The sequence below is a fragment of the Ideonella dechloratans genome (genome assembly GCF_021049305.1).
Classification (GTDB): Bacteria; Pseudomonadota; Gammaproteobacteria; order Burkholderiales; family Burkholderiaceae_C; genus Ideonella; species Ideonella dechloratans.
In genome coordinates this window covers 3,582,574-3,606,035 of sequence record NZ_CP088081.1, presented here as the reverse complement: position 1 = coordinate 3,606,035, position 23,462 = coordinate 3,582,574, and the positions used below count along the sequence as shown (strand labels likewise).

The window sequence follows — 23,462 nt, the reverse complement described above, 5'->3', positions numbered from 1 at the left end:
GCGGGGCACGGCGAGGTCGGTCGCGCGCGCCGACCCTGACGGGACGCGGAGCAGGCGGCAGACCGGGATGCGCATGGATGGCGTGGCAATGAACGGGTGTGGCCAGGAGATCTGTCGCAAGAGGCAGAGGCACTGGCCGGCAGCACGGACTGGCGGCACAGGCTCGCAACGTTCGCACGCAAACCCCTGTGCAGCAGGGCTTCCGTGCGTGTGCAGATAACCGGAGATAATACCTTATGCCCCCCTGACAAAGGGGGCCGGCAGCCCTTAGTTGGGGCTCTGGCGGCTTTGGTTCCGCCCTCCGAATCCACTTGATACACCCATGGCCCTGACCCCTGCGGACGTGAGCCGCATCGCCGAGCTGGCGCGCCTGGAGCTTTCCGGTGCCGAGGCCGACGCGATGCTGGCCCAGCTCAACGACTTCTTCGGCATCGTCGAGCAGATGAGCGCCGTCGACACCAGCGGTGTCGAACCCCTGTACACCCCGCTGTCGGCGGTGATGGACGTGCAGCTGCGCCTGCGCGAGGACGCCGTCACCGAAGGCAACGACCGCGAGCGCAACCAGCGCAGCGCCCCGGCCGTCGATGGCGGCCTGTTCCTCGTGCCCAAGGTGATCGAATGAGCGCGGACCTGCACACCCTGGGCGTGGCCGCGGCCGCCCGCGCCCTGGCCGACAAGACCGTCTCCAGCGTCGAGCTGACCCAGGCTTTCCTGGCCCGTGCCGAAGCCCATGCCGCGCTGGGCGCCTTCCTGCACCTGGACCGTGACGGCGCCCTGGCCGCCGCCCAGGCCGCCGATGCCGCCCGCGCCGCCGGCCAGGCCGGTGTGCTGACCGGCGTGCCGCTGGCCCACAAGGACATCTTCGTCACCGCCGACGCGCCCACCACCGCCGGCTCCAAGATGCTGGCCGGCTACCAGAGCCCCTTCGACGCCACCGTGGTGGCGCGGCTGAAGGCGGCCGGCACGGTCAGCCTGGGCAAGCTCAACTGCGACGAGTTCGCGATGGGCTCGGCCAACGAGAACTCCGCCTACAGCCCGGTGCAGAACCCCTGGGACCGCACGCGCGTGCCCGGCGGCTCCTCCGGCGGTTCGGCCGCCGCGGTGGCCGCGCGCCTGGTGCCGGCAGCCACCGGCACCGACACCGGCGGCTCCATCCGCCAGCCGGCCAGCTTCTCGGGCCTCACCGGCATCAAGCCCACCTACGGCGTCTGCAGCCGCTACGGCATGATCGCCTTCGCTTCCAGCCTGGACCAGGCCGGCCCGATGGCCCGCTCGGCCGAGGACTGCGCGCTGCTGCTGTCGGCCATGAGCGGCTTCGACGAGCGCGACAGCACCAGCGCCCAGCGCCCGCCGCAGGATTTCCATGCCCAGATGCTGGCCCCGCGCGAGGGCGCCAGCGCCGCCAAGCCGCTGCAGGGCCTGCGCATCGGCCTGCCCAAAGAGTTCTTCCCGGCGGCTCTGGCCGCGGACGTGGACGGTGCGGTGCGTGCCGCGCTGGCGCAGCTGGAGGCCCTGGGCGCCACGCTGGTCGAGGTCAGCCTGCCGCGCACCGAGCTGTCCATCCCGGTGTACTACATCATTGCCCCGGCCGAGGCCAGCTCCAACCTGAGCCGCTTCGACGGTGTCAAGTTCGGTCATCGCGCGGCGAACTACACCGATCTGCTGGACATGTACAAGAAGACCCGGGCTGAAGGCTTCGGCCCCGAGGTCAAGCGCCGGATCATGATCGGCACCTATGTGCTCAGCCATGGTTACTACGACGCCTACTACCTGCAGGCCCAGAAGCTGCGCCGCATGATCGCCGACGACTTCCAGCGCTGCTTCCAGCAGTGCGATGTCATCGCCGGCCCGGTGGCCCCCACGGTGGCCTGGCAGATCGGCGCCCAGGGCGACGACCCGCTGCAGGCCTACCTGGCCGACATCTTCACCCTGCCCGCCAGCCTGGCCGGCCTGCCCGGCATGAGCGTGCCGGCCGGCTTCGGCGCCCACGGCATGCCGGTGGGCCTGCAGCTGATCGGCAACTACTTCCAGGAAGGCACCCTGCTGCAGGCCGCGCATGCGCTGCAGCAGGTCACCGACCATCACCTCCGCAGCCCGGAGGGTTTCTGAGATGAGCAGCCAACCCCAACTCGTGCGTGGTTACGAGGTCGTGATCGGCCTGGAAAACCACGTCCAGCTCTCCACCCGGTCCAAGATCTTCAGCGGCGCCTCGACCGCCTTCGGCGCGGCGCCCAACACCCAGGCCTGCCCGGTGGACCTGGCCCTGCCGGGCACGCTGCCGGTGCTCAACCGCGCCGCGGTGGAGCGGGCCATCCGCTTCGGCCTGGCCGTGGGCGCCAAGGTGGCGCCGCTGTCCATCTTCGCCCGCAAGAACTACTTCTACCCGGATCTGCCCAAGGGCTACCAGATCTCGCAGTTCGAGATCCCGGTGGTGCAGGGCGGCAGCGTGGCGTTCTTCGTCGGTGACCGCCAGAAGGTGGTGCAACTCACCCGCGCCCACCTGGAGGAAGATGCCGGCAAGAGCCTGCACGAGGACTTCCACGGCCAGTCGGGTATCGACCTGAACCGCGCCGGCACGCCGCTGCTGGAGATCGTCTCCGAGCCCGACATGCGCTCGGCCCAGGAGGCCGTCGAATACGCCAAGACCCTGCATGCGCTGGTCATGTGGCTGGGCATCTGCGACGGCAACATGCAGGAAGGCTCCTTCCGCTGCGACGTCAACGTCTCGGTGCGCAAGCCCGGCGAGCCCTTCGGCACCCGCCGCGAGATCAAGAACCTCAACAGCTTCCGCTACCTGGTGGACGCGGTGAACTACGAGGTGAACTGGCAGATCGACCAGCTGGAGGACGGCTTCACCATCCAGCAGGCCACGGTGCTCTACAACCCCGACAAGGGCGAGACCCGGGCCATGCGCAGCAAGGAAGACTCGGCCGACTACCGCTACTTCCCCGACCCGGACCTGCCGCCGCTGGTCATCGCCCCTGAGTGGGTCGAGCGCGTGAAGGGCGAGATGCCCGAGCTGCCGCGCGCGATGGCCGAGCGCTTCCAGCAGGCCGACGGTCTGCCGGCCTACGACGCGACGATGATGACCCAGTCGCTGGCCTTCGCCCGCTACTATGAGGCCGCGCGCGACGCCTGCGGCCAGCCCAAGCTGGTGGCCAACTGGCTGATGGGCGAGGTGAGCAAGCGCCTGAACGCCGAGGAGCGCGAGCTCCAGGATGCGCCGGTCAGCCCGGCCCTGCTGGCGCAGCTGATCGGCCGCATCCAGGACGGCACCATCTCCAACAACGCCGCCCGTCAGGTCTTCGACGCCCTGTGGACCGGCGCCGGCAGCGAGGTGGACGCGGTCATCGAGGCCAAGGGCCTCAAGCAGATGAACGACAGCGGCGCGCTGGAGAAGATCGTCGACGAGGTGATCGCGGCCAACGCCAAGTCGGTCGAGGAGTACAAGTCCGGCAAGGACAAGGCCTTCAACGCCCTGGTCGGCCAGGTGATGAAGGCGTCCAAGGGCAAGGCCAACCCGGCCCAGGCCACCGAACTGCTGAAGAAGAAGCTCGGCTGAGGCCGGGCAGCGTGGCGGGCGGCCCTGGGAAGGGCCGCGCCGCTCAGCGGGCGGGTGCCGAGGGAGCCGCCCGCCGGCCCTCGAGGGCCTCGGGTTCCAGCGAGGCGATCACCTTGCGGCAGACCAGATCGTCCTCGCCCTTGCGCTGCCAGGTGGCGTTGCTGCCCGACAGGGCCAGGCTCACGCCCTGCTGGGGGTTGGCGAAACGGGCCTCCCGGCTGTCACGCACGCGGCGCAGCGTGTAGTTCTGGCCATCGAAGGTGACGATGGCGTCCCGCGGTGTGAAGGCGGCGCGCAGGGTGTGCGAGGCCGGGCAGCGGTAGTCGGTGGGGCCGGCCCAGGCGGCTGCGCCGACCAGCAACAGGCCCAGACCGAGGGCGGGGATCAGAGACGGCAAGATCTTCAGGCGCATTCCGGAATGTGGGTCGATCTTCAGCGCGCCGCGGGTACCACGGATGGCGACGGCTGGCCCGCATCCACCTGGGCCCCCGGTGGCAGGCCCGCCAGCAGCAGGGCCAGGCGCTGGCGTTCGTTGTCGTACTGCAGGTTGATGCGCGCGCGCTCGGCTTCCATGCTGCGCAGCAGGGTGCGCTGGGCCTCCAGGCTGCCTTCGTTGGAGTTGGTGCGTATCTTCAGGTCTTCAGGCACGGCCTTGAAGCCCAGGCCCGCCCGCTCGTTGGCCAGCACCACCCGCTCGGTTTCCAGCTGCGCGATGCGCACCTGGATCGTGTCGATCGCCTTCTGGGTGGATTCCAGCGCCCGCTGGCGTGCCTGGTCATGGGCGGCCAGGGTGGGGTAGCGGGACAGCAGCAGCCGGTCGTTGCGCACCTGCTCCATGCGGGCGGCCTCGGCCCGGGCCTGGGCGGCGCGCTCGGCGTCCTTTCGGGCCTGTTGTTCCGGGGAGAGCAGCGGCGGCATCTTCTTGCGCACCGTGCCGTCCTTGCCCAGCATGTTCTGCTCCTGGCTCAGGCATTCCGGGATGGGGCGGTCCGAACTCAGGCGCCGGCCGTTGGCGTCCACGCAGGAGTAGATGGGGGCGGATGCGCCATCCTTGGCCGGCGGGGCGGCCCGGGCCGGCAGCACCGGCAGGCCGGCGGCCAGGCCGGCCACGACAAGAACCGACCGTGCCCACCCGGGGCGGGTGTTCCACAGGGTCGGTCGCTTCATCGTCACACTCCGTAGCGCTGGCGGTAGGCCGACACCTTGTCGCGGTTGGCGGCCAGGGCCGGGTCGCCGGTGGTGTCCAGGAACTGCATCAGGTCGGCCAGCGTGGCGATGGACAGCACCTTCAGCCCCAGCTCCTGCTCGACGTACTGCACGCCCGAGCGCGGGTTGGCCGGGTCGTCGCTGGCGCGCTCCTGGCGGTCCATCGTGATGGCCACGCCCACGGGGGTGGCGCCGGCCGCGCGGATCATGTCGGCCGCCTCGCGTTTGGAGGCACCGTCGGTGATCACGTCGTCGATGATCAGCACCCGGCCCTGGACCGGGGCGCCCACCAGGGTGCCGCCTTCGCCGTGGTCCTTGGCTTCCTTGCGGTTGTAGGCGTAGGGCACGCTGCGGCCCTCCTTGGCCAGGCCGATGGCCACCGCGGCGGCCAGGGTGATGCCCTTGTAGGCCGGGCCGAACAGCATGTCGAATTCCAGCCCCGAGGCCAGCAGGCGGCGTGCATAGAATTCACCCAGCCGCATCAGCTTGGCGCCGTCGTCGAACAGGCCCGTGTTGAAGAAGTACGGCGACTTCCGGCCGGCCTTGGTCGTGAACTCGCCGAAGCGCAGCACCCCCGCGTCCACCGAGAACTTCACGAAGTCCTGGGCCAGCGGGTCGGTGTGGGTGGTGTTCGTCATGGAAGGGACTTCAATGGGATTCAGACTGGTCACACTCAACCTGAACGGCATCCGATCGGCGGCCAGCAAGGGCTTCATGCCCTGGACGGAGAGTATCGCGCCCGATTGTATGGGGGTGCAGGAAGTCAAGGCCCAGGCGCCCGACGTGCAGGGGAAATACGACAGGGTCGCCGGCATGGCGGGGCACTTCCACTATGCCGAGAAGAAGGGCTACTCCGGTGTCGGGGTGTACAGCCGCCACGAGCCCAGCGACGTGGTCATCGGCCTGGGCGAGCCGGAGTTCGATGCCGAAGGCCGCTATGTCGAGTTGCGCTTCGACAAGCCCGGACGCCAACTCAGCATCATCAGCTGCTACTTCCCCAGCGGCTCTTCGGGCGAGGAGCGCCAGCAGGCCAAGTTCCGCTTCCTGGACGTGGTCTACCCGCACCTGCACGCGCTCAAGGGCCAGCGCGAGTTCATCCTGGTCGGCGACGTGAACATCGCCCACAAGGAAATCGACCTGAAGAACTGGAAGGGCAACCAGAAGAACAGCGGTTTCCTGCCCGAGGAACGGGCCTGGATGACCCGGCTGCTGGACGAGGTCGGGGTGGTGGACGTCTACCGTCGCCTGCACCCCGAGACCACCGGCGAGGCCTACACCTGGTGGAGCAACCGCGGCCAGGCCTACGCGAAGAACGTGGGCTGGCGCCTGGACTAGCCACTTGCACAAAAAACCTACACAAGACGTCGCGAAACGCTAGCTATTGCCGTGTTCCTCTTCTACCGTGAGCAGTAGATCAATTTGTGCTTTCAGGCGAACCTTGTCCGCGTCGTACAGCCGATGCGGGACGACTAGCCAAGCTCGTCGCCCTCCTGTCAAGCGAACGGGAATGCTGTCCACATCTTCGCCGCCGAGTGGTGGTAAAGGCGAAGCACTCTGTCTTGGTGTCGCGCTGCGGAAGCTCGCGACCGTTGGCTGTTGCACTGCCTCGTCGGATTCGTCCAAGTTTGACGCCCTGGAGCGAGGACCATCTTCTATGTTCGCGCCTTCGTCGTCCGCATCAGTAGGCTCAAGCGCGCCTGGCTGGCCAAAGTAGTCCACGAAGTCGACTGACTTTCGGAACACTGCCGCACATGTCTCGGCAGGCGCTGGCAAGAAGCCACGGTTGATGAGCTCGTACCGGATCGTTGCGTCTGACGGTAAGCCATCACGGTAGAGCTCGAGGAGCTCCGCAAACACGTTTGGCGCTAGCAGAAATTTGCGCAGAAGCGCTTTGCGCTGTGACTCATCTGGAGCGAACTTGTACTGCTCAACAGCCTTCGCTACCGCCAGCATGCCCTCCCTCGGGCGCTCTAGCAGCCCATAGTAGCGAAGGCTCGCCATGGCAGCCAAGGCGCTGCCGTTGTTGGCAGACTTGTAGCCTAGGTTCTGAGCAACGACCTCCGCAGGCGCAGCGTGGGTTCGATCCTTGTCATAGGCCAGCAGCGCGCGATTGAGCGCCTCGTCGAGCGCGATCGACGGAGCTCGCGGGCTCTTCTTACGGACAACATCCATCTGTGCTCCCGACACCTCAAGCTTACGTTCAGCAGGAGCTTACCACATGCGTATAGCTTCGTATGCGACGTCATGAACGGATAGCCGGCTAAGTCATTGACTGCAAACGCATCTGCCATCGCTTCTATCTGCGTGTTCGCTATCCTCGAATGACGAACAACAGTGGCGCATCAGAAAGATCAACTGCTACTCACCTAGAGGTCTACGTGTTGCCTCAATGTGTCACCTTGCATCCCGGCCTACGCCCATCGTGCCTAAAGTCTTGCGCAGAATTCGCGGTTCCCGAATGCTGGATCTGTATGCCTCCATGATCCACCTGGGTGGACCAGTGCACACCAACGGAGGTACGTCCCTCTTCCACACAGTCTTCATAAAGATGGGGTATTCTCCATTCCCGAACGAAGAACAGCAGCAGAAGGTACATCTCATGCGCCAAATATCACTCAAGCCGCAAGATGTGGTCGCGTCAGTTTGGCTGGCGTGTACAGATGATCCTATTGGGTTCTCGTTTGCTAGGTTTTCTCAAGCACTCGCCATATCTACATCCGAAGCTCACGCGGCAGTGCAGCGATGCATGCTTTGCGGACTGATTAATAAGGATTTTGGCGAACTCCAGCCAAATAGATCAGCCATCATGGAGTTTGTGACACATGGAATACGATACGTGTATCCACCCATATTTGGGCAAATAGCCCAAGGTATGCGCACGAGTGCCTTCACAGGACCGCTGGAAACGCACTTCCCCACAAGCGACACCCCCCCAATAGTCTGGCCTGACCCAGAAGGTACCGATCGCGGAATGTCGCTGTGCCCGCTTTACCCATCCATCCCGACAGCGGCGAAAAGAAACCCTCGCTTCTATGAGGTCGCCGCAATACTCGACGCAATACGTGCAGGGAGCGCCAGAGAGCGAGAGATTGCAAGAAGCGAATTGCAGGGATATATCCGATGATCAAGGATCCAAATGTCGCGGGCGTGGAACTCGTCGCAAGCGTTCTCGACAGCCTTATGGACGAGCTGGTTTTGGTCGGAGGCTGTGCCGTAGGGCTTCTCATTACCGACATGTCTCGCCCACCTGTTAGGGCGACTGGTGACATCGATCTACTAACAGAAGTAACACCCAGATCCTCCTACTATGAGTTCTGTGAGGAGCTCAAATTGCGCGGCTTTGTGGAGTCCGACGAAGTCATCTGTCGCTGGAAGAGGGGTGAGATCAAGCTAGATGTGATGACAACCGACCCTCAAGTGCTTGGTTTTTCAAACAGTTGGTACGAGATGGCGGCAAGACAAGCCGAACGACATCTACTACCAAGCGGCAGAAGCATTCGGGTGATTAGCGCTCCAGTATTCATCGCCACTAAACTGGAGTCATTCAAATCACGCGGTGCGGGCGATTATCTCCACCATGACATGGAAGATATTGTTACTGTTCTGGATGGCAGGCCGGGAATCTGCGAAGAGGTCAGGCTCGCCCCACTTGAATTACGCGAATACGTTGCAGACGAGTTTGAGGCCATATCACTGGATCAGACATTTGATGACCGTCTCGACTGGCTTCTTGGTGGTGAATCTCACCGGAAGCCGATCGTTCTAGATAGGCTTCGCAAGATCATTGACATGTGACGCGGGAAGGTGGCGAAAAATTAGAAACTGAAGTCGTATTCAATAATGAGCGGAGCGTGGTCACTAAACCGCTCCGTCTTGTAGATTGAAGCACTCCGCGCGCAATAGGCTAGCGGTCTGGAACAAATCTGATAGTCGATTCGCCATCCAACGTTCTTCGCCCAAGCCTGCCCGCGATTGCTCCACCATGTGTATCCGGACTCAGTTGCGTCAGGTTCTAGCCGACGATACGTGTCCACCCAGCCAAGTTCGTCGAACACCCGCGTCAGCCAAGCCCGCTCCTCCGGGAGGAAGCCCGAGTTCTTCAGGTTGCCCTTCCAGTTCTTCAGGTCAGCTTCCTTGTGCGCGATGTTCCAGTCGCCGCAGATCACCACCTCGCGCCCGCATGCGACCAGGCCGCCCAAGTGCCGATAGAAGTGCTCCATGAAGTCGAACTTGGCGGCCTGACGGTGTTCGCCGCTGGATCCGGACGGCAGGTAGACCGACACCACCGAGAGGCGGTCGTACACCAACTCGATGTAGCGCCCCTCGGCGTCGATCTCCGGAACGCCCAAGCCGACCACCACCTTCAGAGGCGGATGCCGCGCGTAGATGCCGACGCCGCTGTAACCCTTCTTCTCGGCGTAGTGGAAGTAGCCCTGGTAGCCGGTCGGCGCCAGCATGCCCGGCGCCATGTCGGACTCCTGCGCCTTGAGCTCCTGCACGCAAACGAAGTCGGCATCCTGCTGGGCCATCCAGTCGAAGAACCCCTTCGTTGAAGCGGAACGAACGCCGTTCAGGTTGGCGGAAATGACTCTGAGCATCGGATGAGCGATCTGGCCGCACACGCGGCCGGATCCGAGTGCTGTAGCCGAAGTGGTTGGAACGTGGGCCACATGGCCTCCCTCCATTTTCGTTCATAGAGCTATTGACTAGATGGATCAGGTGCGGCGCACCGCCACAGGTCGCTGTGGCGCGGCGCAACAGGTCCGTGCGCACACCTTGCGTCAACGGGAGGTGGTCGGCATGGCCTCGAAAAATCGCAGAGAACATCCTGTCGCTACAGGTCTCAACAGCCACCTGCGCCGAGGAGCAACACCCGTCGCAGACCTGTTGAACCCCAGCCTCGCTGGATCCCACCCTTCATGGAGACCTGTATGTCCGACACCAACGCCAACACCACCCCGACCTTCGCCAACGCAGGCGACATGCCGCACTTCAACGCCCCCGCCAGCGGCTACGGGAACGACCTCGACCTGACCAAGCTGGCCTTGACCCAGAACTTCACGCAGCTCGCGGGCGTCAAGCGCATCATCACCACCGTCCCTGTCCGCAAGCCCAGCCCCCAGCAGTTCTTCCGCGTGCGGGCCGGCGCGGAGTGGAGCATGCAGGCGCTGACCCTGTCGCTGAAGGACGAGGGTGAGACCTACTTCGTGCATCCCGAGCTGTACGCGGAACTTGCCAACGAGGTGCGGGTGAAGCTCCTGTACCTCTACGTCACTCGCGACGGAAGCCCTGGGCTGTGGCCGGTGAACATGCCGGGCGACGATGGGCGCCTGGACACCTGGTCCCAGTCGGCGCATAGCGCTGCCGGCATCGCTCAATCCAGCTGGATTCGACTGCGAGCCAATCGCACGGTCGGCGCCTACGAGGTGTGCGCTGCCGCCGCACTGAACGACGAGCCAGTCTGGCCCGACCTGACGATGCGCGAAATCCTGAACTTGGCCTTCCGCGACAAGCTCATCACCTCTGTCGACCACGTCGTCGTGAAGAACCTGCGCGGGGAAGTCTGATGACCCTCGGCGGCTTCAAACACGTCTGGGTCGCCGACTTCGAGTTCCGGGCCGCTCCTGGCGAGCGGCCCGAGCCCGTGTGCCTGGTGGCGCACGAGATCCGCAGCGGTCGCACGCTGCGGGTCTGGGGCGACGAGCTGAAGGCGGCCCAATGCCCCTACGACCTCGGTTCCGACAGCGTGTTTGTCGCGTACTACGCATCCGCCGAGATGGGTTGCCATCTCGCCCTGGGCTGGCCGCTGCCGGCCAATGTCATCGACCTGTATGCCGAGTTCCGCGTGGAGACCAATGGCCTGAGCCTGCCCATGTCGAATGGTCTGCTCGGTGCGCTGGAGTACTACGGGCACCGCGGCATCGATGCCCTGGAGAAGGACACCATGCGCGCCCTCATCCTGCGCGGAGGCTCCTACAGCGCGCACGAGGCGGCGGCCATCCTGGACTACTGCGCCTCCGACGTCACGGCAACCGCGACGCTCCTGCGCGCGATGGCGCCGGTCCTTGACCAGGGGTCGCGTGTTGCTCACGCGCTCCTGCGAGGCCGGTACACCAAGGCGGTCGCGCGCATCGAAGATGCCGGCGTTCCGATCGACAGCGACATGCTGTCGATGCTGCGCCAGCACTGGCAATCGCTGAAGGACAGCCTCATCCAGCGCGTGGATGGGGCATTCGGCGTCTACGAGGGCCGCACGTTCAAGCTTGCGAAGTTCGAGGACTACCTACGCCGCCACGGCATAGCCTGGCCCACGCTGCCGACCGGCAGGGTCGCGCTGGACGACGACACGTTCAGCGAGCAGTGCAAGACCCACCCCCAGCTGCGACCGCTGAAGGACCTGCGCCAGGCCCTGGGGCAGCTGAAGCTGAGCGAGCTGCAGGTCGGCTCGGATGGCCGTAACCGGGCGCTGATGTCCATGTTCCGGTCCAAGACCGGCCGCAACCAGCCCAGCAACTCGAAGTTCGTGTTCGGGCTGTCAGCGTGGCTGCGCGGGCTCATCCAGCCCCGGCCAGGCTACGGCCTGGCCTATGTCGACTGGAGCCAGCAGGAGTTCGGCATTGCGGCGGCGCTCTCGGGTGACGCGCGCATGCAAGAGGCATATTCGTCAGGCGACCCGTACCTTGCGTTCGCCAAGCAGGCCGGTGCGGTGCCGGCGCACGCCACGAAAGCCAGTCACGCGAGCGAGCGCGAGCAATTCAAGGCCTGCGTCCTCGCGGTGCAGTACGGGATGCGCGAGGAGTCGTTGGCGCGTCGCATCCTGCAGCCGACCGCCCATGCCCGCGAGCTGCTGAAGATGCATCGACGGACGTATGCGCAGTTCTGGTCCTGGTCGGAAGGCGTCGTGCACTACGCCCAGACCCAGGGCAAGCTTTGGACCGTCTTCGGGTGGTGCCTGCATGTAGGTGCTGGCGCCAACGCACGCTCGCTGGCGAACTTCCCGATGCAGGCCAACGGCGCCGAGATGCTGCGCCTGGCTTGCTGCATGGCGACGGAGGCAGGCATCCGGGTGGTCGCCCCTGTTCACGATGCGGTGCTCATCGAGGCGCCGCTCGATGAGCTGGACGCCCGTGCCGCCGAGATGCAGGCCCTGATGCGCCGGGCCAGCGCCATCGTGCTGGGGGGCTTCCAGCTGAGGTCGGACGTGAAGTTCATCCGCGCGCCCGAGCGGTACTTGGACGAGCGGGGCACGACGATGTGGCGGGTCGTCCAAGAGCTGCTCACCGAGGCTCAGGCCGAGGGAGCCGCAGCATGACGGCCAGCCCCGAGTCGATGGTCGCCGAGCGCAAGCTGACGTGGGACCGAGAGTCCGGGGCGTTCGTGCCCGCGGTGGCCGTGGAGCGTGACCGCAGGGTTGCCGGCTTCATCAAGGGCCCGCTGCCGCTGGTGTGGATGCAAGCCGCGGCCCGCATGCCGGGCAAGACGCTGCAGGTCGCCCTGGCGCTCTGGTATCTCGCCGGACTGAAGAAGACGACGACGGTCCGCCTCCCGTCCAAGCCGCTGAACGAGATGGGCGTGTCGCGGGACGCCAAGTACGAGGCACTTGCACGGCTGGAGCAGCAGGGCCTGGTCTCCGTTCAGCAGCAGCCTGGACAAGCACCGCTCGTCACGCTGCTGACCGCCAGCGCCTGACCGGCGCCGAGCCATGATCAACCCATCGGGGCCCTCGGGCCCCGTTTTCGTTCGTCCCGCGGTCACGACCAAGGGTCCCAGCTGCCGAGCCCACCGGACCCGAAGTCATGCGCCGACTCGGTCAAGTTCGATCCGAAAGGACTGCCGCCCACGTCCACCCCGTAGGTTTCTCCGCTCAGCATCGGCAGGCCCGTGGCTGGATTGATGGTGCCGCTGGCCGGCGCGGGGCCGGCGCGCTGCGCCTCCGGTTGCCTGTCGCCGAACAGCCAGTTCCAAAGACTCATGCGTTCTCCTTGTGTGTTGGGGGCTCGGCGGCGCACTCCGCCGAGCTGGTTTCAGTCCTCGCCGGGCATCAGAACTGTGATTACTGGCTCGCCCTCGTCGCCCGGGCCAATGGACATCACCAGGCGCACCTTGCGGGGCGCCGTGGCCTTACCGCCCCGCGGGACGCGGTAGAGCTCCAAGTTGACCTCGCTCCCGCGGTTCCTCCTGGCGGCGACGGAGGCCATCCAGACAACGTCCCACAGGCGGCCAGCCTGATCCTGGTGGAGCTGGCGATTGGAGTCGGCCTGGTCCCATCGCACGCAGTCTTCCCATGCAGCCGCGGTCAGTGCTACGGGAACCCTGAACCCGGCCTCCCTGGCCATGGTGGACACGTCGATGAGCACGCCATCGGAGATGGCGGCTCGCCTGGTGTACATCGAGATGGATTCGCCGAACGGGTGGGTCATGCTGTGGTTCCTGTCTGCTGAGGTGGCCGGCTTCCTAGATTCCGAGCCTGAATTGGCTGTTCGCCGGGTGGGAGCGGTTCGGGGCACGCGATGCCCCGGGCCGCTGGTGGCCGTGTTTCCTGAGTTCGTCGCCTGCGCTTCCAAGGGGCGCCGGGAGCCGGGGAGCAAGCGGTGGCACCAAGGCCGCAGCGCGTCGCGTAGCGGCGTGACCGGGCACCGGGCCACCCAACGGGCTCGCTGCTTGTTGCCCGACTCCGGCAAGCCACGGTCGCAGTTGGCGACGACGCGGACACGCGGCACCCGCCGTGGAGTGCAGGGCACCGCGCGTGTCGGGCGGCGTTCTCCGCAGCCCGACGCTTCGGCAAGCCGAAGGCGCGCAGACGCTGTCACGTACCGCGCGCGGTGGGTGGCAGCGTCGGCGGGGGAGCCGCGCAAGGCGTGGGGTCAGGCGTCCAGCCGCCAACCCCCGAACGTGCAGCGGCCCCATGCCGCTCTCGTTCGGGCTCGGAGGGGGCCGCACGGCAGAACCCAGCAGGCCGAAGGGCGTCGCGCCAGGGTCAGGCAAGCCCCAGCTTGCCGGTGCCGTGTGGGAGGCGGAGCCTCGCGCCCCAAGCCGGCAGGCGCGGGAAACGGGGTCCAGCCGAGCCATGGCGAGGTCGCAGCCCGCGCCGCGTCCAGCGGTGGGGGTGGACCCCGTTTCCCGCGCCTGGAGCCGCCCGCTCGCGGGTGGCGGAAGGTGTGGGGCGCCCGGTCTTCAAGGGCACGAGAGGCGTCCAGCCGCGAGAGGGAACGATCGGGCGTCCAGCCCGGCAGAGTGACCGGTGACCTCGGCCGCAAGCTGACGGCCGCGTTCACCCGCCCTGTTCGCCCCCCGTCGCACGGGGCAGCGAACAGGCCGGATCGTCATCGCTACACCGAAGCATGACAATTCGACAAGGCAACGGAGCCTCCACCCGACCCGATGGCCGGGCGGTTGCGCGCGAGCACGAGACTCGGGTGCTGCGCGCGCTGCATCGGTTCGGTTGGCTGCGCACGCGTGACGTGGCCGCGCTGGTCTTCACGCGCTGGGCGAGTCGGCCGGCGGCGCATCCGAGCCTCGCGCCCGTCGTGGGCTCCACGAGCGCCCTGCGGATGGCCCAGCGGACGCTGCGCCGCATGAGGGATTCCAGGCTTGTCCTGGCGGCCTTGGGGCCTGATGGGAGCACCGTCTACGCGCTGGCGGAGGGCGGAACCCGTGTCCTGCAGTCGATGGGCATCGTGGCCGCCAGCGGCAAGGACGCCGTGCGCGGCGTCAGCCCTGGCCACTTCCGCCACCGCTGCATCTCGAACGAGGTCGCCATCGCGGGCATCGTGCAGGGCCTGCGGGTTTCGACCGAGCGCGAGATCTCTCGCGGGCTGTGGGTCGGCGGTGATGCCGGCGTCGCGGGCAAGCGTCCGGATGTCCTCTGGCGGTCCGCAGACTCTTGGACGTGGGTCGAGGTGCAGCGCAGCCGGTACAACGTGCGCGATTACGCCCAGCTGTTCGCGTGGCTGCGGGCGCTCAACGCGGCCGCCACCGGCGGCGCCTTTCAGTTCGGATCCGGCACCCTTCGGCAAGTGGTCTTCATCTGCAACAGCGCGATGGAGGCGAAGCTTCGCCGTGACCTGGCGGAGAAGGGCTTGTCCAGCCTGTTGGACACCGGCTTGCTGGTGTTCGAGCGGTCGCTATATTCCTTCGAGACCATCCGTTTCGCGCCATGAGGCCACGGGGCGGCGCCTGGCCAGGCCGCCCAGCACACCTGATTCGCCGCCACGCAAATACATGTGGCGGCACTCGGCGGCCAATGGGACGGCCCCGCCGAGTTCCTCACTCTCCAAGGCTGGTGGATCCAGCAGCCGAGCCCCCGGATGTCGGTCCGTGGGGCTCGGCTTCCTTCACCCGTCGCGGCTTGCCCGCATTGCGATTCTTGGCCCTGCCCAGCGATTCCACGGGCGGAACGACGCCGAACGCGGCGCCGCTGCGGGCGTGAACTATGAAGTTCCGGCCGCTCCAGACAATGCGCTTTGCCACCTGCCACAGCGCCTGGGAAACGCGAAGGCGTCCCTCCACGTTCGCCTTGTCTGCGACGACCGACGCGGCCTCGGCTGCCAGCCGCTTCCCGAAGTCCGCGTCCAGCAGGGGGACGGCGCCGAGCGATGCCTTTGCGCGAGCTATGTTGGCCTCCGCGGTTGCCATGTCCTTTTCGATTCCCGCCAGGCGCTCACGAAGCAGCGCACTGCCTCCTGACTCCTCAAGCAGATCCAAGACTCGCTCCGCCCGCTCTCGGAGTTCCGCGAGCTTGGCTTCGTTGGTGGCCAGCTCCTTACGAGCGTTCGCGGCCGCAGTGCCGGGGTTGAACGCTCGCTGTTCGATCTGGCCGATGGCGGACAGCAGCGGCCCGAGGAGCACCGACTCGGCCACCCCCTCGCATTCGCTGGCCCCGTGCTTGCGCCCGAGGCAGTAGTAGCGGGCATAGCCCCTTCCGGCTGGCGCCTTTCGCTCCATGCGTTCGCCACACCGGCAGTAGAGGAGGCCGGCGAAGATGTCCGCGTTGACCCCGCGGACGCGAACCGGGCCGCCGCGGCCGCTCAACGCGGCCTGGACGCGAAGCCACAGCTTGTCGGAGACCACGCGGGGGAAGTAGTCGGGCTCCACATCGCCATCTGGCGTCAGCTTGCCGGCGATCATCTTCTTCGGCTGCCACTCGCCGATGGTTCGACGGTCTCGAAGCAAGCGGCTGACCCCCGTGTGTTCCCAGCGCGTTGAGGTGTTCGCTCGGACGCGCCATGGCAACGGCCAGCCAGATTGATTCGCCTGTCTTGCGATGGCGATCCCCCCGTGGCCGGCTGCCGCCATCTCGAAAACCTTGACCACGGACTCGGCACGCGCAGCGTCGATGTCCCAGCCGGAGCGGTCCGGCTTTGGAACCGCCCATCCAGGCCCGTGGCCGATGGAAACGACCGGCAGGCGCGCTTCGCGCTTCGCCTGGAACTTGGCGCTCACCCGGCCTGCCTTCGTGGAGCTTTCGTTGTGCGCCCGAGAGAACAGCAGCACCGACAGCATGAAGGACGTCGTGTCCTTGATGGTTGTCTCGTTCCACTCGTGGTTATCGATGAGCGACACCACGCGAACGCCCGTCTCGACGATCGAGGTCAGCACCGTTATCGCCTCGGGGAGCGAGGCCCGGCTGATTCGATCAAGGCTCTCCACCAGAAAGATGGAGCCTCGGGGGATGCGACCAGCGCGCGCCGCCGCTAGGAAGCCTGCCAAGGCGCCTCTTGCCACGTTGTCGCCCGAATACGCTGAGACTCCGAGGTCCGCCAGCGCGAGGCTTTCGTCGAGCGTGTAGCCTCTCTCGGCGCACCACTCCCTCGCCTTCGCGGTCTGGCGCTCCAGGCTATGGCCCGAAGCCTGGCGTCCAGACGAAAAGCGGCGGTATGAGTAGACGAGGGTGTCTTTCGGGGGCTTGCTTGCCATCTCCCATTATCGTAGGTTTTATGTGTGAGCGACTACCACCTGGCCACCCCCGCCCTGGCCGCGCAGGCCCGCACGGCCGCCATCTACAAGGACCAGAAGTTCAGCGACCACGCGCCGCTGATCGTCGATTACGACTTCCAGCTCTGAGTCCTCGGGCCGGCGCCGGCTCACAGCGCCACGGCCAGGGCCAGGCCCTCGCACAGGGCGGCCGCCAGGGCCACCCCGGCTGTCGAACCCCGTGACAGCACGGCGCCGCCCAGAGCCGAACCCGCTGCGAAGCCCAGGTACATCGCCGAGGCATTGAGCGACAGCACCAGCGGTGCCGCCTCGCCGGCCACCAGCGCAATCAGCCGGGCCTGCTGGGCCGGGAAGAAGCCCCACACCGTCAGACCCCAGGCAGCCAGACTCAGGAGCACCGCCGGCAGGCGCAGGGGCGGGGCGATGCCCATCCCCGCGCCCAGCAGCGCCAGGCCCAGGAAGGCCAGGCCCAGGCCGGCCAGCGCCGTGCGCAGCACCCGGGGTGCGCCCAGCCGGTCGTTGGCCGCGCCGCCCAGGAAGACCCCTGCGGCCGCCGCCACGCCCCAGGTGGCCATGAAGGCGCCGACCGCCGCGCCGTGCACGCCCAGGGTCGCCTCCAGGTAGACCGCCAGATAGGTCAGCATCGTGTAGGCCCCGGCGGCCCACAGCACCGTGACGACCAGGGCCAAGACCACCGGGCCCTGCCGCAGGGGGGCCAGGCGCTCGGCCCAGCCGGGGGCGGTGCGCGCTGGCGGCTGCGGCGCCAGCCGGTGGCCCATGCTGAGCAGGGCGAGTACGGACAGGGCCGCCACCCCGGCGAAGCTGGCACGCCAGCCCGCCCGGGCGCCCAGCAGCACCATCAGCGGCACCCCCAGGGCAATGGCCAGGCTCTGCCCGCCCGCCACCAGGGCCAGGGCCCGGCCCCGGCGCGCCGGGCTCGCCAGGCTGCTGGCCACGGCCATGGCATTGGGCATGTACAGACCCGCCGCGGCGCCCATCAGCAGCCGGGCCAGCAGCAGCACGGCGAAGCTGTCGGCCAGGGTGCAGATCAGGTTACCCAGCAGAAAGACCGCCATGCTGGCCAGCAGCAGCCGGCGCCGCTCCAGCCGGGCCGAAGCCGCCGTCAGCACAGGCGAGCCCAGGCCGTAGGCCAGCGTGAAGCCGGTCACCAGCAGCCCCATTTCCACCGGCGTGCGGTGCAGGCTGCCGGCCATGGCCGGCAGCAGGGGCGCGATCATGAAGCCTTCGGTGCCGATGGCGAAGGTGCCGGTGGCCAGCATCAGCAGCGGCCAGCGTGGCAGGGGGGCGTCTGGGTGCATGGTCGGGTGGTGTCAGGGCGGGGCTCAGGCCCCGGGGGCGGTGGCCTCGAAAGCCTCGAAAGCCCGCAGCGAATAGACGTAGGCCGCCCCGGCATTGACCTGGATGGCCGTGGCCAGGGCCTGGGCCAGCTCGGCCTCGGTGGCGCCGGCCCGGCGGGCGGCCTCGGTGTGGGTGCCGATGCAGCCATCGCAGCGCAGGCTCACGCCCACCGCCACCGCGATCAGCTCGCGGGTCTTGGCGTCCAGCGCGTCCCCTTCGCTGGCCGCGCCGGCCAGCCCCTGGTAGGCGGCCAGCATGCGCGGGTGGGTCTTGCCCAGGCGGCCCAGGGCCCGCTTGACCGCGGGGACGTAGTTGTTCCAGTCGAACAGCATGATGCTTCTCCGGTGATGGGTGGCTCAGGCCACCGGGATGGGGTGGGTGACCAGGGCTTCGTTGAAGCCGTTGACCAGGGCATGCTCCTGCGGGCCGGGGTTGGCGCGCATCGGCAGCACGGCATCCACCAGCACCTCGGTGCGGGCCTCGGGCAGCTTGGCCATGATCTCGGCGATGAACTGGTCCAGCGGCATGGCCCGCGGGTCGCCGCTCTTGTGGATCAGGTCGGTGTCGACCCAGGGCGGCGCGATTTCCAGCACCTCCACCGAGGTGTCGCGCAGCGTGAAGCGCTGCGACAGGGCGTAGGAGTGCAGGGCTGCCTTGGTGGCCGAGTAGAGCGCGGTGCTGGCCAGCGGCACGAAGGCCAGCACCGAGCTGTTGTGGATCAGCGTGGCCCGGGGCTGCTGGCGCAGGTGGGCGATGAAAGCCGCGCTCAACCGCACCGGCCCCAGCAGATTGGTGTCGACCAGTCGGACGGCCTGGGCGTCGTCCAGCGCACCGGCGGCATCGTCGAAGGGCATCACCCCGGCGTTGTTGATCACCACGTTGAGGGCGGGGTACTTGGCGATCAGCGCCTGCGCCACCTGCTGGATCTGCGCCGGGTCGGTGATGTCGAGTTCGACGGCGTCCATGCCGGGGTTGGCGCGGACGACCTCGTCCAGCAGGGCCTTGCGTCGGCCGGCGATGATGACCTGGTTGCCCAGGCGGTGGAAGGCCTCGGCCAGGCCGCGGCCGATGCCGGAAGCGCCGCCGGTGATGAGCAGGGTGTTGCCAGTCAGTTGCATGGTGTTCTCCAGAAAATGAAGTGAGGGGGTGTGAGGGGGGCGGGGGGCTCAGGCGCTGATGCGGTAGCGCGCCGCGGCCTGGTGGTTAGACAGATGGGGCAGCATGGCCTGGCGGGCGGCCTCGTAGGTCTCCCACAGCGCCGCGTCCTGCAGGGACGGCATCGTGATCAGCTCGGCGCGGTCGAAGCCGACCAGGGCTGCGTCCACCAGGTCCTCGGCGCGCATCACGATGGCGCTGTCCAGGTGCTCCACCGGCAGGCCGCCGTTGGCCCAGAAGTCGGTGGCGGTGGCGCCCGGCAGCACGGCCTGCACGCGCACGCCCTTGTCGGCCAGCTCGTGGTGCAGCGACTGGCTGAAGGCGGTGACGAAGGCCTTGCTGCCGCCGTACACGCCGTTGAGCAGTTCCGGCGCGATGCCGACGATGCTGGCGATGTTGATGATGGCGCCACGCCCCCGGGCCACGAAGCCCGGCACCGCGGCATAGGCCAGGCGCATTGGCGCCGTCACGTTCAGGGCCACCATGCGCGTCATCTCGTCCACGTCGCTGTCCAGCAGCGCCCGGTGGGTGCCCACCCCGGCGTTGTTCACCAGCAGGGTGATGCTGGCGTCCCGGCGCAACACGTCTTCCACGGTGGCCAGCGCGGCCGGCTCGTGCAGGTCGGCCACCAGCACCTCGACCGAGCGGCCGGTGCGGGTGCTGATGTCGCGCGCCAGGTGGTTCAGGCGCTCGCGGTTGCGGGCCACCAGCACCAGGTCGTGGCCGCGGCGGGCCAGGCGGTCGGCGTAGAGGGCGCCGATGCCCGAGGAGGCGCCGGTGACGAGGGCGGTGCCCAGAGTGGAAGAGGTCATGTCGATGCTCCGGTGGGTGGCGACCTGGCAGGGCCGCCGTGTTGCGATGGAGGCATCTTCCGTCCGATGGGCAATGTCTCAAATGACGTATATAGTCATGTTTTGAGACATCGGCAGGAGGACTTCTCATGCACCGCGTCGGCTATCTGCTCTCCGAGGGCTTCCAGGTCATGGCCATCAGCACCCAGGCGGTGTTCGAGTTCGCCAACCTGGTGGTGGGAGAGCCCTTCTACCGGGTGGACAACTACTCGATGGCCGGTGGTGAGGTGCGGTCCTCGCTGGGTCTGTCCATCGGCACCCGGCCCGCCACCCCGCGCAGCCAGGCCGACACCTGGATGGTGGCCGGCGTCATCGATCCCGTGGCGGTGCCGCCCTCGGCCGAGATGACGCGCTTCGTGCAGCGGGCCAGCCGCCAGGCGCGTCGCGTCGCCGGGCTGTGCACCGGCGGCTTCGTGCTGGCCGAGGCCGGTGCCCTGGCGGGGCGGCGAGCCACCACCCATTGGGCGCACGCGCAGACCTTGCAACAGCGGCATCCGGAGATCCAGGTCGAGCCCGACCGCATCTTCATCGCCGACGGCAACGTCTGGACGTCGGCGGGCATGACCGCCGGCCTGGACCTGGCCCTGGGCCTGGTCGAGAAGGACCTGGGCCCGGAGGTGGCCCGTTCCGTGGCCCACCGGCTGGTGATGCACCAGCGCCGCGCCGGGGGACAGTCGCAGCATTCCGAGCTGCTGAAGCTGGCGCCCAAGTCCGACCGCATCCAGCAGGCCCTGGACTACGCCCGCCAGCATCTGGCCACCCCGCTGGGTGTGGAGAAGCTGGCCGAGGTGGTGCACCTGAGCCCGCGCCAGTTCAGCCGCGTCTTCACCGAGGAGACCGGCCAGTCCCCGGCCAAGGCCATCGAGGGCCTGCGCCTGGAGGCGGCGCGGCTGATGGTCGAGCAGGGCCGGCACCCGCTGGAGGTGATCGCCCGCGAGACCGGGTTCCGCGACCGGCGCCACCTGCGTGAAGCCTTTCTGCGCGGCTACGGCATGGCCCCGCGCCTGGTGCGCCAGGGGGCCCGGCAGGCCGGCTAGGCCGGCGAAGCGGGACCAGGGCGCGGCCTATCGCCGCCATTGAAATCCTTGTCTCGCCTTGGGGGCACGAACTTCCCAGAATCGGGTCTACACCCCAACGACCGTGACCTGCCGGGTCCGGCGTTCACCGCTCCAACCGCTCGATTCGAGGAGAAGCCGATGTCCCAAGAAGCCAAGTGCCCTTTCCACGCCCAAGCCGCCGGCACCGGCACCAGCAACCGCGACTGGTGGCCCCAGCAGTTGCGCGTGGACCTGCTGAACCAGCATTCCGAGCGCTCCAACCCGCTGGGCGAATCCTTTGACTACCGCGCGGCTTTCCGAAGCCTGGACTACGCCGCCCTGAAGGCCGATCTGAAGGCTCTGCTGACCGATTCGCAGGACTGGTGGCCGGCCGACTGGGGCAGCTACGCCGGCCTGTTCATCCGCATGGCCTGGCACAGCGCCGGCACCTACCGCATGGTCGATGGCCGGGGTGGCGCCGGTCGGGGCCAGCAACGCTTCGCGCCGCTCAACAGCTGGCCCGACAACGTCAGCCTGGACAAGGCCCGCCGCCTGCTCTGGCCGATCAAGCAGAAGTACGGTCAGGCGATCTCCTGGGCCGACCTGATGATCCTGGCCGGCAATGTGGCGCTGGAGAACAGCGGTTTCCGCACCTTCGGCTTCGGTGCCGGCCGCGAAGACGTCTGGGAGCCGGACCAGGACGTGAACTGGGGCGACGAGAAGACATGGCTGGCCCACCGCGACCCCGAGGCCCTGGCCCAGCACCCGCTGGCCGCCACCGAGATGGGCCTGATCTACGTGAACCCCGAAGGCCCCAACGCCAGCGGCGATCCAGCCTCGGCCGCGCCCGCCATCCGCGCCACCTTCGGCAACATGGCCATGGACGACGAGGAGATCGTCGCCCTGATCGCCGGCGGTCACACCCTGGGCAAGACCCATGGCGCCGCGGCGGCCAGCCATGTGGGGGCCGACCCCGAGGCGGCGCCCATCGAGCAGCAGGGCCTGGGCTGGGTCAGCAGCCACGGCTCGGGCGTCGGCGCCGATGCCATCACCTCCGGCCTGGAGGTGATCTGGACCCAGACCCCCACCCAGTGGAGCCACCAGTACTTCGAGAACCTGTTCAAGTACGAATGGACGCAGGTCAGGAGCCCGGCCGGCGCCATCCAGTTCGAGGCCCAGGACGCGCCTGAGAACATCCCCGATCCCTTCGACCCGGCCAGGAAGCGCAAGCCCACCATGCTGGTGACCGACCTGACGCTGCGCTTCGACCCGGGCTTCGAGAAGATCTCGCGCAAGTTCCTGAACGACCCGCAGGCCTTCAACGAGGCCTTCGCCCGGGCCTGGTTCAAGCTCACCCACCGCGACATGGGCCCCAAGGCCCGCTACCTGGGCCCGGAAGTGCCCAAGGAAGACCTGGTCTGGCAGGACCCGCTGCCCGCGCCGGTGCATGCGCCGTCGGCCGCCGACATCGCGGACCTGAAGGCGAAGATCGCCGCCACCGGCCTGTCGGTGGGCGACCTGGTCTCGGTGGCCTGGGCCTCGGCCTCGACCTTCCGCGGTGGTGACAAGCGCGGCGGCGCCAACGGCGCGCGCCTGGCCCTGGCCCCGCAGAAGGACTGGGCGGTCAACCAGCGGGCGATCAAGGTGCTGCCGGTGCTGCAGGCGGTGCAGCAGGCCAGCGGCAAGGCGTCGCTGGCCGACGTGATCGTGCTGGCCGGCGTCGTCGGTGTGGAGCAGGCGGCGAAGGCGGCCGGCGTGGCCGTCGAGCTGCCGTTCACGCCGGGCCGGGTCGATGCGCGGCAGGACCAGACCGAGGTCGCCTCCTTCGCGGTGATGGAGCCGGTGGCCGAGGGCTTCCGCAACTTCGGCCGCGGCCAGGGCCAGACCTCGACCGAGGCCCTGCTGATCGACAAAGCCCAGCAGCTCACCCTGACCGCGCCCGAGCTGACCGTGCTGGTGGGCGGCCTGCGGGTGCTGGGCGCCAATGCCGACGGCAGCGACCTGGGCGTCTTCACCGACCGGGTGGGCGTGCTCAGCAACGACTTCTTCGTGAACCTGCTGGACATGGCCACCGCCTGGCAGGCCAGCGACGCCAGCGCCGAGGTCTTCGAAGGTCGTGACCGCCGAAGCGGCGCGGTCAAGCACCGCGCCAGCCGGGCCGATCTGGTCTTCGGCTCGAATTCGGTGCTGCGCGCCCTGGCCGAGGTCTACGCCAGCAGCGACGCGAAGGCCAAGTTCGTGCAGGACTTCGTCGCCGCCTGGACCAAGGTCATGAACCTGGACCGTTTCGACGTGGCCTGAGCTCCCTGGACGGCCTGTCCCCATCCCCGGGGGCAGGTCGCCGGGCCGCGCATGGAC

Annotated in this window: 23 protein-coding genes and 1 pseudogene; 12 read left to right on the top strand and 12 right to left on the bottom strand. The window is 67.7% G+C overall.

Annotated elements, in window-relative coordinates; genetic code table 11:
• The first annotated feature begins 322 nt into the window (after positions 1–322).
• From gatC to gatB, 3 genes are read left to right on the top strand one after another with little or no spacing between them, the layout of a single operon-like run.
• Positions 323–622, top strand: a complete 300-nt coding sequence (gene gatC / locus LRM40_RS16795; protein WP_151124585.1) for an Asp-tRNA(Asn)/Glu-tRNA(Gln) amidotransferase subunit GatC — start codon at positions 323–325, stop codon at positions 620–622.
• Positions 619–2,109, top strand: a complete 1,491-nt coding sequence (gene gatA, locus LRM40_RS16790; RefSeq protein ID WP_151124584.1) for an Asp-tRNA(Asn)/Glu-tRNA(Gln) amidotransferase subunit GatA — start codon at positions 619–621, stop codon at positions 2,107–2,109. The genes gatC and gatA overlap by 4 nt, the downstream gene beginning before the upstream one ends.
• Position 2,110: 1 nt before the next feature.
• Entirely contained in the window at positions 2,111–3,562 is a 1,452-nt protein-coding gene (gene gatB / locus LRM40_RS16785) for an Asp-tRNA(Asn)/Glu-tRNA(Gln) amidotransferase subunit GatB (protein WP_151124583.1), read from the top strand.
• Between the two features lie 43 nt (positions 3,563–3,605).
• On the opposite strand, the gene LRM40_RS16780 is transcribed toward gatB, so the two are convergent.
• Genes LRM40_RS16780 through pyrE form a run of 3 tightly spaced genes read right to left on the bottom strand, consistent with a single transcriptional unit; the run spans position 3,606 to position 5,406 of the window.
• Positions 3,606–3,959 carry a hypothetical protein gene (locus tag LRM40_RS16780; protein ID WP_211373008.1) on the bottom strand — a complete coding sequence of 118 codons (354 nt, stop codon included), beginning with the start codon at positions 3,957–3,959 and terminating at the stop codon, positions 3,606–3,608.
• A 35-nt stretch (positions 3,960–3,994) separates the two neighbouring features.
• Positions 3,995–4,729: a DUF4124 domain-containing protein gene (locus LRM40_RS16775; protein WP_151124581.1), complete on the bottom strand. Its 735-nt coding sequence runs from the start codon at positions 4,727–4,729 to the stop codon at positions 3,995–3,997.
• 2 nt (positions 4,730–4,731) lie between these two features.
• Complete coding sequence (gene pyrE, locus LRM40_RS16770; protein WP_231067610.1) at positions 4,732–5,406, bottom strand: orotate phosphoribosyltransferase; 675 nt, start codon at positions 5,404–5,406, stop codon at positions 4,732–4,734.
• 13 nt (positions 5,407–5,419) lie between these two features.
• On the opposite strand from pyrE, the gene LRM40_RS16765 reads away from it, so the two are divergent.
• Complete coding sequence (locus LRM40_RS16765) at positions 5,420–6,103, top strand: exodeoxyribonuclease III (RefSeq protein WP_151124579.1); 684 nt, start codon at positions 5,420–5,422, stop codon at positions 6,101–6,103.
• Positions 6,104–6,142: 39 nt separating this feature from the next.
• On the opposite strand, the gene LRM40_RS16760 is transcribed toward LRM40_RS16765, so the two are convergent.
• Positions 6,143–6,940: a hypothetical protein gene (locus tag LRM40_RS16760; RefSeq protein ID WP_151124578.1), complete on the bottom strand. Its 798-nt coding sequence runs from the start codon at positions 6,938–6,940 to the stop codon at positions 6,143–6,145.
• Positions 6,941–7,888: 948 nt separating this feature from the next.
• Here LRM40_RS16760 and LRM40_RS16755 point away from each other — a divergent pair.
• Positions 7,889–8,563 carry a hypothetical protein gene (locus LRM40_RS16755; protein WP_151124577.1) on the top strand — a complete coding sequence of 225 codons (675 nt, stop codon included), beginning with the start codon at positions 7,889–7,891 and terminating at the stop codon, positions 8,561–8,563.
• Between the two features lie 20 nt (positions 8,564–8,583).
• Here LRM40_RS16755 and LRM40_RS16750 read toward each other — a convergent pair whose 3' ends face one another.
• Positions 8,584–9,366, bottom strand: coding sequence for an exodeoxyribonuclease III (locus LRM40_RS16750; RefSeq protein ID WP_151124602.1), 783 nt, complete (start codon positions 9,364–9,366; stop codon positions 8,584–8,586).
• 333 nt (positions 9,367–9,699) lie between these two features.
• Between LRM40_RS16750 and LRM40_RS16745 the strand changes: the two genes are divergently transcribed.
• From LRM40_RS16745 to LRM40_RS16735, 3 genes are read left to right on the top strand one after another with little or no spacing between them, the layout of a single operon-like run.
• Entirely contained in the window at positions 9,700–10,335 is a 636-nt protein-coding gene (locus tag LRM40_RS16745) for a hypothetical protein (RefSeq protein ID WP_151124576.1), read from the top strand.
• Entirely contained in the window at positions 10,335–12,080 is a 1,746-nt protein-coding gene (locus LRM40_RS16740) for a DNA polymerase (RefSeq protein WP_151124575.1), read from the top strand. Before LRM40_RS16745 ends, LRM40_RS16740 begins: the two co-directional genes overlap by 1 nt.
• The gene (locus LRM40_RS16735; protein WP_151124574.1) at positions 12,077–12,457 is read left to right on the top strand and encodes a hypothetical protein; all 381 of its coding nucleotides are present in this window, start codon (positions 12,077–12,079) and stop codon (positions 12,455–12,457) included. Before LRM40_RS16740 ends, LRM40_RS16735 begins: the two co-directional genes overlap by 4 nt.
• 62 nt (positions 12,458–12,519) lie before the next feature.
• On the opposite strand, the gene LRM40_RS16730 is transcribed toward LRM40_RS16735, so the two are convergent.
• Both LRM40_RS16730 and LRM40_RS16725 read right to left on the bottom strand, forming a co-directional pair.
• Entirely contained in the window at positions 12,520–12,741 is a 222-nt protein-coding gene (locus LRM40_RS16730; RefSeq protein WP_151124573.1) for a hypothetical protein, read from the bottom strand.
• Positions 12,742–12,792: 51 nt separating this feature from the next.
• Positions 12,793–13,188 carry a DUF6573 family protein gene (locus tag LRM40_RS16725; RefSeq protein WP_151124572.1) on the bottom strand — a complete coding sequence of 132 codons (396 nt, stop codon included), beginning with the start codon at positions 13,186–13,188 and terminating at the stop codon, positions 12,793–12,795.
• A 996-nt stretch (positions 13,189–14,184) separates the two neighbouring features.
• On the opposite strand from LRM40_RS16725, the gene LRM40_RS16720 reads away from it, so the two are divergent.
• A complete protein-coding gene (locus tag LRM40_RS16720; protein WP_231067609.1) occupies positions 14,185–14,928 on the top strand; it encodes a hypothetical protein in 744 nt (247 codons plus the stop codon).
• Positions 14,929–15,034: 106 nt separating this feature from the next.
• Here LRM40_RS16720 and LRM40_RS16715 read toward each other — a convergent pair whose 3' ends face one another.
• Entirely contained in the window at positions 15,035–16,684 is a 1,650-nt protein-coding gene (locus LRM40_RS16715; protein ID WP_151124570.1) for a recombinase family protein, read from the bottom strand.
• 30 nt (positions 16,685–16,714) lie between these two features.
• On the opposite strand from LRM40_RS16715, the pseudogene LRM40_RS16710 reads away from it, so the two are divergent.
• Positions 16,715–16,831 (top strand): annotated as a pseudogene (locus tag LRM40_RS16710) (exodeoxyribonuclease III); the annotation flags it as partial.
• 20 nt (positions 16,832–16,851) lie between these two features.
• On the opposite strand, the gene LRM40_RS16705 reads toward LRM40_RS16710, so the two are convergent.
• The 4 genes from LRM40_RS16705 to LRM40_RS16690 are packed head-to-tail and all read right to left on the bottom strand — an operon-like array spanning position 16,852 to position 20,028.
• Complete coding sequence (locus tag LRM40_RS16705) at positions 16,852–18,021, bottom strand: MFS transporter (protein WP_151124569.1); 1,170 nt, start codon at positions 18,019–18,021, stop codon at positions 16,852–16,854.
• 24 nt (positions 18,022–18,045) lie between these two features.
• On the bottom strand, positions 18,046–18,393 hold the full coding sequence (locus LRM40_RS16700; protein WP_151124568.1) for a carboxymuconolactone decarboxylase family protein: 348 nt from the start codon (positions 18,391–18,393) through the stop codon (positions 18,046–18,048).
• Between the two features lie 24 nt (positions 18,394–18,417).
• The gene (locus tag LRM40_RS16695) at positions 18,418–19,179 is read right to left on the bottom strand and encodes an SDR family oxidoreductase (RefSeq protein ID WP_151124567.1); all 762 of its coding nucleotides are present in this window, start codon (positions 19,177–19,179) and stop codon (positions 18,418–18,420) included.
• Positions 19,180–19,227: 48 nt separating this feature from the next.
• The gene (locus LRM40_RS16690) at positions 19,228–20,028 is read right to left on the bottom strand and encodes an SDR family NAD(P)-dependent oxidoreductase (protein WP_151124566.1); all 801 of its coding nucleotides are present in this window, start codon (positions 20,026–20,028) and stop codon (positions 19,228–19,230) included.
• A gap of 128 nt (positions 20,029–20,156) precedes the next feature.
• Here LRM40_RS16690 and LRM40_RS16685 point away from each other — a divergent pair, with 128 nt between their 5' ends.
• Positions 20,157–21,104, top strand: a complete 948-nt coding sequence (locus LRM40_RS16685) for a GlxA family transcriptional regulator (RefSeq protein ID WP_151124565.1) — start codon at positions 20,157–20,159, stop codon at positions 21,102–21,104.
• 159 nt (positions 21,105–21,263) lie between these two features.
• Complete coding sequence (gene katG / locus LRM40_RS16680) at positions 21,264–23,405, top strand: catalase/peroxidase HPI (protein ID WP_151124564.1); 2,142 nt, start codon at positions 21,264–21,266, stop codon at positions 23,403–23,405.
• Positions 23,406–23,462 lie beyond the last annotated feature (57 nt).